This is a genomic window from Sphingobacterium sp. lm-10 (assembly GCF_023554555.1).
Classification (GTDB): domain Bacteria; phylum Bacteroidota; class Bacteroidia; order Sphingobacteriales; family Sphingobacteriaceae; genus Sphingobacterium.
Genome location: NZ_JAMJWC010000001.1, coordinates 588,514 through 599,960 on the forward strand (window position 1 = coordinate 588,514; position 11,447 = coordinate 599,960).

Annotated in this window: 11 protein-coding genes; 3 read left to right on the forward strand and 8 right to left on the reverse strand. The window is 42.8% G+C overall.

Going from position 1 to position 11,447, the window contains the following annotated elements:
• Positions 1–30: 30 nt before the first annotated feature.
• Both M8998_RS02245 and M8998_RS02250 read right to left on the reverse strand, forming a co-directional pair.
• A complete protein-coding gene (locus M8998_RS02245; protein ID WP_249990366.1) occupies positions 31–1,239 on the reverse strand; it encodes a pyridoxal phosphate-dependent aminotransferase in 1,209 nt (402 codons plus the stop codon).
• Positions 1,240–1,398: 159 nt separating this feature from the next.
• Positions 1,399–1,773, reverse strand: a complete 375-nt coding sequence (locus M8998_RS02250) for a DUF1573 domain-containing protein (RefSeq protein WP_249990367.1) — start codon at positions 1,771–1,773, stop codon at positions 1,399–1,401.
• A gap of 314 nt (positions 1,774–2,087) precedes the next feature.
• On the opposite strand from M8998_RS02250, the gene recQ reads away from it, so the two are divergent.
• A complete protein-coding gene (gene recQ / locus M8998_RS02255) occupies positions 2,088–4,283 on the forward strand; it encodes a DNA helicase RecQ (protein WP_249990368.1) in 2,196 nt (731 codons plus the stop codon).
• A 20-nt stretch (positions 4,284–4,303) separates the two neighbouring features.
• Here recQ and rlmF read toward each other — a convergent pair whose 3' ends face one another.
• Together rlmF and M8998_RS02265 are read right to left on the reverse strand one after the other, a co-directional pair.
• Positions 4,304–5,179, reverse strand: coding sequence for a 23S rRNA (adenine(1618)-N(6))-methyltransferase RlmF (gene rlmF / locus M8998_RS02260; protein ID WP_249990369.1), 876 nt, complete (start codon positions 5,177–5,179; stop codon positions 4,304–4,306).
• A gap of 412 nt (positions 5,180–5,591) precedes the next feature.
• Entirely contained in the window at positions 5,592–5,858 is a 267-nt protein-coding gene (locus tag M8998_RS02265) for a hypothetical protein (RefSeq protein WP_249990370.1), read from the reverse strand.
• 357 nt (positions 5,859–6,215) lie between these two features.
• On the opposite strand from M8998_RS02265, the gene M8998_RS02270 reads away from it, so the two are divergent.
• A complete protein-coding gene (locus M8998_RS02270; RefSeq protein ID WP_249990371.1) occupies positions 6,216–6,551 on the forward strand; it encodes a hypothetical protein in 336 nt (111 codons plus the stop codon).
• Between the two features lie 503 nt (positions 6,552–7,054).
• Here the strand turns inward: M8998_RS02270 and M8998_RS02275 are convergent.
• The 4 genes from M8998_RS02275 to M8998_RS02290 all read right to left on the reverse strand — a co-directional run bounded on the left by M8998_RS02275 (position 7,055) and on the right by M8998_RS02290 (position 10,039).
• Complete coding sequence (locus M8998_RS02275) at positions 7,055–7,255, reverse strand: hypothetical protein (RefSeq protein ID WP_249990372.1); 201 nt, start codon at positions 7,253–7,255, stop codon at positions 7,055–7,057.
• Positions 7,256–7,332: 77 nt separating this feature from the next.
• Positions 7,333–7,593, reverse strand: a complete 261-nt coding sequence (locus M8998_RS02280) for a hypothetical protein (protein WP_249990373.1) — start codon at positions 7,591–7,593, stop codon at positions 7,333–7,335.
• Positions 7,594–7,799: 206 nt separating this feature from the next.
• Positions 7,800–9,404: a hypothetical protein gene (locus M8998_RS02285; RefSeq protein ID WP_249990374.1), complete on the reverse strand. Its 1,605-nt coding sequence runs from the start codon at positions 9,402–9,404 to the stop codon at positions 7,800–7,802.
• Between the two features lie 434 nt (positions 9,405–9,838).
• Positions 9,839–10,039 (reverse strand): hypothetical protein, encoded by a 201-nt coding sequence (locus M8998_RS02290; protein ID WP_249990375.1) that lies wholly within the window; start codon positions 10,037–10,039, stop codon positions 9,839–9,841.
• A 75-nt stretch (positions 10,040–10,114) separates the two neighbouring features.
• Between M8998_RS02290 and M8998_RS02295 the strand changes: the two genes are divergently transcribed.
• The gene (locus M8998_RS02295; RefSeq protein WP_249990376.1) at positions 10,115–11,413 is read left to right on the forward strand and encodes a D-alanyl-D-alanine carboxypeptidase; all 1,299 of its coding nucleotides are present in this window, start codon (positions 10,115–10,117) and stop codon (positions 11,411–11,413) included.
• Positions 11,414–11,447 lie beyond the last annotated feature (34 nt).

Genomic DNA, 11,447 nt, shown 5'->3' on the forward strand with positions numbered 1-11,447 from the left:
TAGGATTTTCTTGTATTACGGAATAGCCTATTATTCTGCTATCGTGGTTCTCCCTGGATAAGCAATTAGAGCTTTCTCCAAACAAACCAAAGCTTTCTTTAGCTCTTCTTGATGTAATACATAGGCCAGACGAACTTCGTCTTGTCCGGCATCTTTGGAGCTATAGAAACCTGCTGCTGGAGCCATCATTACCGTTTCGTTTTCGTATTCAAATGATTCTAACATCCATTGACAAAATTTATCAGAATTGTCAATCGGAAAACGGGCTACCACATAAAAAGCACCACCTGGGTTAGGGCAATATACGCCTGGTATGGCATTTAATCCCGCCACTAATAGATCTCTTCTTTCAGTATATTCTTCCAATACTTCATCAAAGTAGCTTTGTGGTGTGTCTACCGCCGCAGTAGCTGCTATCTGTGCTACCGCGGGAGGGGATAAACGAGCTTGAGCAAACTTCAATGCTACCTGATAAAGCGCGGCGTTCTTCGTAATTAAACAACCCAAGCGCGCACCGCAAGCGGAATAGCGTTTAGAAACCGTATCAAATACGACCACATGGTTTTCAAGACCATCCAGGTGCATTGGCGAAATAAACTCTTTATTGTCGTAACAGAATTCACGATACGCCTCATCGGCAAAAAGATATAAATCGTATTTCAGACAAAGGGTTTTCAATGCCTCTAGCTCTTCGCGAGAATACAAATAGCCAGTTGGGTTGTTGGGATTACAAATTACAATTGCCTTGGTCTTATCGCTGATCACTTTTTCAAATTCAGCAATACTAGGTAGGGCAAAGCCATCTTCTATATACGACATAATTGGGCGAAGAGTCACATCTGCCGGACAGGCAAACCCATTATAATTTGCGTAGAATGGTTCTGGGATGATGATCTCATCTCCCGGGTTTAAGCAAGCCTGCATAGCGATCGAAATGGCTTCTGATCCTCCATTAGTGACCAAGATCTGATCTGCGCTGATATTATATGTTAACTTATTATAGTATTCTACCAGTTTGCTGCGATAGGTGCTCGTACCTTCAGATGGTGTGTAAGCCCACACATCAAAATCAATATCGCGAATGGCTTGCAGCATGCCAGCTGGCGTTTTGATATCGGGTTGTCCAATATTTAGATGATAGATTTTTTTGCCATCTTTCTTGGCCTGATCGGCAAACGGCGTAAGCTTCCGGATGGGAGAGGCGGGCATCTGATGTCCGCGTGATGATATCGTTGGCATAGTACTCTTAAATTTTGCGCTAAGTTACTAAATTCCTGATTTGCGTAGTCTTGAAAAACGGATATATCGACGTTGTGCGAGGAAAACTCGTTAATACAAAAAAAGCTACCCTTAACAAAAGAGTAGCTTTTAAACTGTATCGAGTGTGAAAAGATTGCTCTATTCTACGTTTCCTTTGATCGTCAAATTCTTTACCGGTGTGTTGGTATTAGATTTTACAATAAATGATTTTGTAAAAGGACCTTTAACACTCGCGTCATAAGTTACATTGATTGCTCCAGTCTCTCCCGGTTTTACAGGAGCCTTCGTGAAATCTGCTACCGAACATCCGCAGGTAGGTCTTACTTCGGATATAATAATAGGCGAATCGCCATCATTAGTGAAGGTAAATTCAAACGATGCTGGCTTGTTCTGCGGAATCTTACCAAAATCGTGAGTTTCTGTACTGAATTTAAATGTGCCTTGTACTAATGACATGGATGTCAGACCTACAAGAACTACGAACGCTACAATTACACTGCTTATCTTTTTCATCTTAACTAGTTCTTTACGTTTATCCCTTCAATTCTCAGACCAAAAGTATTGTTTTGTGTCGGTAAAATGTATAATTCATTTATTTATCGATACAAATATTACACTTTAAGACCTTCGAAATTATACGAATATACGCCGATTATTTGACATTTCAGAAATAGCCGATGTAATGCCTCATAGGGTACAGACAAGATCCTTTTAGTCTTTCGTATTGCTTTTCAATCAAAAAAAGTGTAATTTTATGTTACTGTTTTTCCTACGTGTTCGACAGATTTTATATTGAGTGCATACATCTGTATATTTCATCTAATTCTATGGATATAGAAAAATCACTATTTGATAACTTGCAAGAATTTTTTGGGTTTGATACGTTCAAAGGTGATCAAGAAGCGATTATTACGAATGTGTTAAATAAAAAAGACACGTTTGTGATCATGCCTACCGGAGGTGGTAAATCAATCTGTTATCAACTTCCTGCCTTGATGAGTCAAGGTACTGCCATTGTCATTTCACCTTTAATTGCCTTGATGAAAAATCAAGTCGATCAATTGAGGGCTTTTGGTGGTAGTGATAGCATCGCACACTTCTTAAATTCTTCCCTAACCAAAAGTGAAGTTACCCGCGTCAAAGACGATGTGATACAAGGAAAAACCAAGTTACTGTATGTTGCTCCAGAATCGTTGGGTAAAGAGGATAACATCCAGTTTTTGCGCAATATCACAGTATCTTTTGTGGCGGTAGATGAGGCTCACTGTATTTCGGAATGGGGGCACGATTTCCGTCCGGAATACCGAAAAATCAGGCAAGTCATCAACGGAATAGGAGACAATATAGCCATTATTGCCTTAACAGCAACAGCTACACCAAAGGTGCAGTCAGACATTCGTAAGAACTTGCAAATGAACGATGCAAGTCTATTTAAATCTTCCTTTAATCGAACTAATTTATATTACGAAGTACGCCCTAAACGCGACGTAGTAAAGGAGATCGTACGTTTTATTCGAAACAATGCTGGCAAGACAGGAATCGTGTATTGCCTAAGTCGCAAGAAGGTGGAAGAGATTGCGGAAGTCTTAAATATTAATGGCATAAAAGCGCTGCCTTATCATGCCGGTCTGGATGCCAAAGTGCGTGCAGATACACAAGATAAGTTTCTGATGGAAGATGTGGAAGTGATTGTCGCTACGATCGCCTTCGGAATGGGCATCGACAAACCAGATGTACGATTTGTGATCCACCACGATATTCCGAAATCCATGGAAGGCTATTATCAGGAAACCGGTCGTGCCGGTCGTGATGGTGGCGAAGGGGTTTGTGTTGCTTTTTATTCGGAAAAGGACATTGAGAAGCTGACGAAGTTTATGAAAGATAAGCCCGTGGCAGAGCGGGAGATAGGTACACAAATTCTAAAAGAAGTCATTGACTATTCTGAGTCTGCGGTCTGTAGAAGGAAACAAATTCTGCATTATTTCGGAGAATCCTTTGATGAGACGGGCTGTAGCAGTATGTGTGATAATTGCCGGTCTTCACGCACCTATTTGGATGCGGAGTCTGCCATTTTGCAAGTGTTAGGCTTCATTAAGGAGCAGGGCGATAAATTTGATGATCATCACATCATTAATGTGATGATGGGACAAAATAACCAACCCGTTTCATCCTACAAACACGATGTACACCCACTTTTCGGAACAGGAAAAGAGCAGGGTGTGATCTACTGGAAATCTGTTATCAGACAAGCTGAACTGGCAGATTTTATTAAGAAAGACATAGATCATTATGGATTATTGATATTGACAGAGTCCGGAAATAAATATTTGACAAATCCGTATCCTATGAAGTTTGTGCTCAACAAACCCATGGAAGCTGCGGATTCATCTGGCTCTTCGATCTCATTGATAAACCCGAATGGAAGTACCTTGGATACAGCATTGTTGCAATTGCTGAAAGATTTGCGCAAGAAAATTGCTAAGCAGAAATCTTTGCCACCATTTGTGATATTTCAAGATCCCTCGTTGGATGAAATGTGTACACACTATCCCGTTACAATAGACGAGCTAAAGCAGATACATGGCGTAGGAAGTGGTAAAGCCATGAAGTTTGGGGCACCATTCGCGGAGCTCATTCGCAAATACGTGGAGGATAATGATATTGATCGTCCACAAGACTTGGTGATCAAGAGTACTGCCAACAAATCGGCCTTGAAGGTGTCTATTATTCAAAATATAGACCGGAAGATAGGGCTAGATGACATTGCTTCTTCCAAAGGGATCAGTTACGAAGATATGCTACGCGAGGTAGAATCCATCGTTAACTCGGGCACTAAATTAAATATTGCCTATTTCGTGGATGAAATGATCGACCAGGATCGCCAAGATGAGGTGTACGAGTATTTTCTATCGGCAGATATTGATACGGTGAAAAGCGCACTTAATGAGTTGGGCGAGGCGGACTACACGTATGAGGATATTCAATTGATGCGCATCAAATTTATGTCGGAATTAGGCAATTAATTAGATGCGCAACTACTTGCTTAGCGTACGCGCCAAGCAAGTAGTCTAGAAATTTTTTGTCCCTGTTGCATGGCAATAATTTCAATTTGCGGTACTTTGTGATACTCCAACACGGCTATCAATGGTTTTAAGTGATCTTTATCTGCCACTAATGCGGTGCACCAAGTAAGTTGATCTTTGTAAGTAAGGCTATCGTAAATCAGTTGAGTAACAAATGCCTTCTCACCACCGTCATGCCACAATTCATTGGCCAGGCCTCCAAAATTCTGAACTGGTAAACCTTTGCCTTGGTGCAATTTGTCATTTTTATTGACCACTTTTTTCCAGTGTTGCTCCCGAGAGCTATAGAACGGCGGGTTACAGATAATCGCATCAAAACGATCCTGAGGACGAATTACACCTTTTAAAATCTGTGTACTATCCGGCTGGTGCCTAAGCAAGATTCTCTTTTTTACTTGCGGATTTGCTTCTAATATCTCATACGCATTATCCAAAGAGGGAGCGTGCGTATCTGTCGCCGTAAAGCTCCAGGGAAACATCGATGCACCCAACAGTGGGTAAATTAAGCTGGAACCCGTGCCGATATCCAAAATACGCATCGGTTTATCGTCAGGAATAAGTTCGGTGAGATGATGCAAGTAATCTGCGCGCCCTGGGATTGGTGGGCACAAGCTATTGGCCACCAGCTTCCAGCCTTTAATCTGGTAGTATGCGGCGAGTAAAGCTTTATTCAACGTAAATACCGCTTCTGGATTTTTGAAATCAATGGATTCAGTGCCACGAGGGGTGGTCATGATAAATTCCTTCAATGCAGGCTCTGCTGCCGTGAGTTTTTTGAAATCATATCCGTCAAGATGTCTGTTATTATAATGGAGGGTCTGCGAAGTATTTGCCATGAGAATGTTTTACCGCACAAAGATACCATTTCTATTTATCGAAACAGCTTGTAATGAACAATTACCATCTTTCCTATCATAGAATATTCTAAGTTCTAATCAGGTTATTGTACATGCTAAGCCTGATTGAATAGCAAACTTGCTATGATATTACCAAGAATTTTTCTGTATAGCATTTCCGAGATTTATTCCTAACAATCATTGCTCTGCGTACTTAAGGGTTTCCTGCCTTCCAAGACGTCTTTCACCTGCTGCCAATCCGGACGGTGGATCTGCGGAGAATCAGAGTTGGCACTGCCGCCGTGCGAACGCACGAACTCGTTGATCTTGTCCTGGAAAGATTTCCATAAAGCGTCGGCTTGAAGAAACAGAAATCCATTTTCCATATTATCCTGCTGAAAATCCCTTCACCTTATGCTCCGCGAGTTTCCATTTTCTCGACGTACCGGTCTACGGTGACGTACAAAAAGGTGGTGAGCACCAAACCAAAAACCGCTGCGAAAAACAAGTAAATAAAATTTTCCCACCAAGGGACAATCCAAATATTGCTAAAACTCCCCCACAAGATGATCATTGTGCAAATGAGGCCTACCATCCATAGCCACTTGTGAAAGAACGGCAACGCGTCTCCGTCTTTACTTTTCTTGTCTTTTAACCATTGGAAAGGGAGCAGTATCAAAAAAAGGATTATGATCGAAAACGGAATTGAAGAGAGTACGTAATGCCGAAAAAAAAACTGAGAGGTAGTCCGCTTAACCATTGGAAAGGGAGCAGTATCAAAAAAAGGATTATGATCGAAAACGGAATTGAAGAGAGTACGTAATGCCGAAAAAAAAACTGAGAGGTAGTCCGCTTAACCATTGGAAAGGGAGCAGTATCAAAAAAAGGATTATGATCGAAAACGGAATTGAAGAGAGTACGTAATGCCGAAAAAAAAACTGAGAGGTAGTCCGCAGCCGATTCATGGCCCAAATCGGGCCGGTAGAAATCCAGGTCAATTACCATTAAGTCTTTCAGAAAAAGAAACAGCGGGAAAATGATAAACGCTGATAAAGCGTTTGCCAAAAATTTTCTAAATATTATAGACACGGATTTATCTCTAACAGTCATTACTCAGCGTACTCAAGGGTTTCCTAACTTCCAAGACATCTTTCACTTGCTGCCAATCCGGACGGTGGATCTGTGGGGAATCGGAGCTGGCACTGCCGCCGTGCGAACGCACGAACTCGTTGATCTTGTCTTGAATGCAAAACACCGCTATCAAGATGCTTCTGCTGTTCTCTACCCGCACACTTCTGTTCCTTTATTCGGTTTGGATGGATTCGATCCTGGATTACTGCGACCGACTAAAGCAGGCAGAGTCTATCTATGAGCTTCTTGCATTAGATACTTTGCCATTTTTTGTAGGTATATTTTTTTCAACATATACATCAACCGTAAAATAAAGGATGGTCGTAAAAATCAGCCCGAAGCCTAATGCGCATCCGACGTAGACGAAATTGTAGTACCACGGAATCCACCAAATATTACTAAACGTACCGAAGAAAATGATGGAAATTAATATGATTGCAGTGAAGATCAGTACTTTTTTTAAATAGGAATATCGAACACAGCTTTTTGCGTATTGCTGATCTTTTATCAATTGAAACGGTGTAAGAATAAACAAAAGAAATAGAATCGGCACCAAAGGATATGCCAAGGGGTGCAAGACCACCACGTAAACATATTCGCCGAGTGTGTCAAAATAGGCGTCGTAATATTTATATTTTCCTTGAATAATATTTGACCAATATCGAACTGTCATAATAAGCGGAAAACCAAATAAAGCTAAAACAATGTTAACAATGATTTTTATACATTTCATAATATACTATCCTAATTATCACAATCCTTACTCAGTGTACTTAATGGTGCTTTACCTTCCAACACATCTTTCACCTGCTGCCAGTCTGGTCGGTGGATCTGCGGTGAATCCAGGCTGGCACTGCCCCCATGCGAGCGTACAAACTCGTTGATCTTGCTTTGGAAAGATTGCCACAACGCGTCTGCTTGCCTAAACGGAAATCCATTTCCCATATTATCACGCGTAAATTCCTCAGATTTAGCCAATATCCCAACTTAGTAAGTCTGTCTTCGATCTTTTAGCCTTATGCTCAGCGAGTTTTCCCTTTCTCCACGTATCGGTCTACCATGACGTATAGTAAAGTGGTAAACAGCAAGCCGAAACCAAATGCATAGACGATGTAAATAAAATTATAATACCACGGGATTGTCCAAATGTTACTGAATGAACCGAAAAGGCAAATCAAAATGGAAATTAGCAAGGAGAGAGCAAAAACCTTCTTTCCGAAAGAAAGGCTTTTACCCATGCCGGTATAGTGGTCTTTTACCAATTGAAATGGTAGCAATATCATTACCGAAAAAACTATCGATATTACCCAGTAAAAGGGGTCTCCGAATATTCCAATCGTTAGCGCCCCTAAGACCGATCCATACCGTTCTATCAAATTCAGATCAAAGTCTATCCAATACTTTATTTGCAAAAACAAAGGGAAAACATAAAATCCGACTATTAAATTTAGCAGTATTTTTCTAAATAACATAAAAAGACAGATTAGTCCTAACAATCATTACTCAATGTACTCAAGGGGGCCCTGCCTTCCAAGACATCTTTTACCTGCTGCCAATCCGGACGGTGGATCTGCGGTGAATCTGAGCTGGCACTGCCGCCGTGCGAACGCACGAACTCGTTGATCTTGTCCTGAAAGGATTTCCATAGAGCGTCGGCTTGCCTAAACGGAAATTCCTTCGCATACTTTCTTGCAAATTCTCCATCCCAACTTGTCAACCTATCCACCCCTCTGGTATAAAAAGTATAAGATCCATTCGCATTTTGTGTATAGCCGAAATCCCTATGTCCGCTGACCGGATGTTGTCCATACTTTGGGTCGTAGATCGTGGAGAATGTCCAGCCATGCGATCCGTAGTTGCTCACGATAACCGAACCATTGTCCGGACCTGCAATGTCTATGCCGACAACAGCCCCGAGGGGATTGCCCGAGTTCCAAAGCCCCCGGTCATCAGTCCCGTACCAGTTGTACGGCGAGAAGTGGGCGTATGAGGTGTTTACAAAGCTGTTCAGATTCCTGCGGATGTGGTCGATGAACTGCGGAGCCGTAAGCCGCAAGCCGTTCACGACAGGCAGCTGATTGATCGTCACCGGGAAGTAATCCATATTGACGACTGTGCTGTATGCATTGTTGATATCCTGAAGCTGAGCCACGGTCTTGGTCGTTATCCCGCCACGGCTAGTGGTTTGTCTGGCGATGCTATTCAACTTGGTCAGCTGCGCTTGGAGCACTGGGTGCTTTGCGGTAGCTAACCAATTCCTGATGATATGGCAGGGGATGTCTATGAATAGTGCGAAGGGCTTGTCTTTGATTTGGCGTGTGATCTCCACCTCCTCGATATCGATCGGGCTTTTCGGTTGTGGCGGCACTGGTATATTCCCATCGCCATTATTGTTACCTCCCCCGCTACCGCCACCTCCACTCGGCCGGTCCTCGTGAACTGACGGTTGCGGAGGGTCTTGACCGGGGCTCCAATGGCCGCCTCCCGGGGGCGGGACGGTTACTTCCTCGATCTCGATCATATCCCCGGTGCAGTCCACGCAGGCTCTCAGTCCGCCGCCACCGGACACTCTAGTCACGCGCTGCATTCTCAGGTTGATCGCAAAGGGATCTGCAGGATCTCCCGGCAGCAGCATCGCTTTCCTGCCCGGGCGGTACATGCCCCGCAGGAAGGCCTTGCCGTCCACCGTGTAGATAGTCAGCGACGTGTTGCCCGCATACGGGTTGCCCCCGTACTCTTTGATGATTCCCTGGACTTCCCCCGCATGGTCGATGACTAACGATAGCTCTGTCAGGTAGGCCGTACTGTCGGGGTTTCCCTTGAGCGGCACGGACAACCAGGGGCGACCCGCCGAGTTGGTGTCCAGCATGTACCTGTCCCAGTCGGGGCGTAGTTGCCGGACATCCAGGTTGCCGGTCGTATCGGCATGTGCTGCCACTGATCTATACCAAGCCTTGGCGGTAGCCAGTACCGATTCTTCGGTCGGATTCTCCTCGGGATTCCAGTCGGATTCTTTCCGGCAGGAATTAAACAGAGTACCAGTCAGCAGAAACAATATTGAGATGCGGAGACAGGTGGGTTGGATAGCATTCATAATCGATTCTTTAATTGAAAGATATCCAAACATAACAAAGAGAATCGAATTACGTAATTTTTTTAACTTATAATAGTATTTTTATAATAAAAACCAGGGTGAGCGGTACGCCTGCCTATACCGAAAAAAAGGTCAGATCGTACAGCTTCAATCAGACGATCGCACTGTCGGGTGGCAAGGCAGCATTTGACAAAATACAACACACTAAAACATCAAGCGATTGCTTCATGGTTTAATAATTTAAACGACGGTATTGAGTATATCAAATAATTATTTATCGATAACAATATCTTGATGCCGGGAAATGCCTCTTGTCTGGTGTAGACAAGCTAAATGTCAACACTATACAAATTTTGTCGTGTAATTAGATAAAAGCTATCAGAATTATTGCATCAAAAAAGGCGAATAAATCGCTTTATTCGCCTTCTAAAAAATTATTCTCTTCGACCGCCTGGATTCTTGTTGGTAATCGGTCCATTGTGTTCTCTCGCATTATGTGCGGAAGGCGCTTCTGGTGTAGGAGGTACGTATCCATCACCTTTACCAGATTCGGTGTGCTCTTGTTCCGTTTGTTTTTTAGGATCCTTATCTTCCGTTAATTTTGGGTCTTTGTTTGCATTATCCTGTGTACTCATAATAATCTCCTTTTATTGTTACATTAAGAGAACAGGTAGAACCAGTAAATTGTTTTTTTCTGTATGTTTACGTTTATGATCAGATGGTTTCTACTATTGCTCATGTTGCCGGTATTACATCTCACCCACGCACAACACGAGGAATCCATTCAAAAGTTGTTTCAAGAATCTGCCGTTTTACAGCAGCATTTGCATGGCTTTTCCCTGTACGATATCGACGAAAAACGTTATGTATACGGCGTTAATGAAAACGTGTATTTTACGCCTGCCTCCAATACCAAATTGTTTACGCTGTTGCAAAGCTTGCAACATTTAGGAGATTCCATTCCAGGATTAGCTTATGTGATCCGTGGAGATTCATTGATTTTTTGGGGAACGGGAGATCCCACCTTTTTGCACCGCAAGCTCGATACTGGCAAAGTCTATACTTTTCTGAGTAAGACACCATATAAACTGTTTTATGCACCTGCTCAAATACTTGAGCCAGCGTATAGAGATGGTTGGGCAGCAGAAGATTATCAGAATGACTTTCAACCCGAGATCACCAGCTTTCCTATTTATGGCAATACCGTGCAATTCAGAAATGTTCGTGGACAATTGCGGACAATACCTCGCTATTTTGAAGCCAATGTAAGCGTAAAGCCGGGTATTGGCGGGTTCGACATCAACCGGCACCCGCATGAGAATTATTTTGATATGACTAGCTATCGTATACGCACAGGCTTTGTGTCTCACAAACCTTTTATCTACAGTTCGGATCTATTTGTTACTTTACTCCAAGATACGTTGCACCGCCCGGTCACGGTGTTGGCAGGCTACAGCATGCCTTCCGATGTGCAATATGTTTACAGTATGCCTACAAAAAAAATATTGCGTGAGATGATGCTTTACAGTGATAATTTTTTGGCGGAGCAGCTGTGTTATGGCGCGTCATTTCTCCTGTTTAATCAGTTTAATGCGGCACGGTTGCGTGCCTACATGTCTACCACTTATTATTCATTGTTCACGAACGAGGTCGACCTATACGATGGCAGTGGATTGTCTTTCTATAATAAGGTGACGCCACGAAGCATGATCGAACTATTATTAATGTTAAGAAAAGCCGTCAGGACGGAAGAAGAGCTGCTTCGGCTATTCCCAGCAGGACGCTCCAGTGGAACATTGCGAAATCTTTATTCCCTGCCGAAAGGCCAGCCATTCGTCTGGGCAAAAACAGGTACTATTAATAGCGTGTACGCACAAAGTGGTTTTCTGCTGAGTGCCAGTGGAAAACGCTATGCGTTTTCCTTCATGAATAACAATTATTTTGGTAACTTGAATAGCGTAAAGGAGGAAATAGTACGCATCATCACGTTTATACATCAAAATTATTGATCGAATCTCTTCTTCAATTGTGGTATATTCGCTT

Excerpts from the sequence above, each read along its gene's own strand:
- M8998_RS02250 (WP_249990367.1), bottom strand. The coding sequence starts at position 1,773 with ATGAAAAAGATAAGCAGTGTAATTGTAGCGTTCGTAGTTCTTGTAGGT.
- M8998_RS02285 (WP_249990374.1), bottom strand. The coding sequence starts at position 9,404 with ATGAATGCTATCCAACCCACCTGTCTCCGCATCTCAATATTGTTTCTG.
- M8998_RS02270 (WP_249990371.1), top strand. The coding sequence starts at position 6,216 with ATGATAAACGCTGATAAAGCGTTTGCCAAAAATTTTCTAAATATTATA.
- recQ (WP_249990368.1), top strand. The coding sequence starts at position 2,088 with ATGGATATAGAAAAATCACTATTTGATAACTTGCAAGAATTTTTTGGG.
- M8998_RS02295 (WP_249990376.1), top strand. The coding sequence starts at position 10,115 with ATGATCAGATGGTTTCTACTATTGCTCATGTTGCCGGTATTACATCTC.
- rlmF (WP_249990369.1), bottom strand. The coding sequence starts at position 5,179 with ATGGCAAATACTTCGCAGACCCTCCATTATAATAACAGACATCTTGAC.
- M8998_RS02280 (WP_249990373.1), bottom strand. The coding sequence starts at position 7,593 with ATGATATTGCTACCATTTCAATTGGTAAAAGACCACTATACCGGCATG.
- M8998_RS02245 (WP_249990366.1), bottom strand. The coding sequence starts at position 1,239 with ATGCCAACGATATCATCACGCGGACATCAGATGCCCGCCTCTCCCATC.
- M8998_RS02290 (WP_249990375.1), bottom strand. The coding sequence starts at position 10,039 with ATGAGTACACAGGATAATGCAAACAAAGACCCAAAATTAACGGAAGAT.
- M8998_RS02275 (WP_249990372.1), bottom strand. The coding sequence starts at position 7,255 with ATGGGAAATGGATTTCCGTTTAGGCAAGCAGACGCGTTGTGGCAATCT.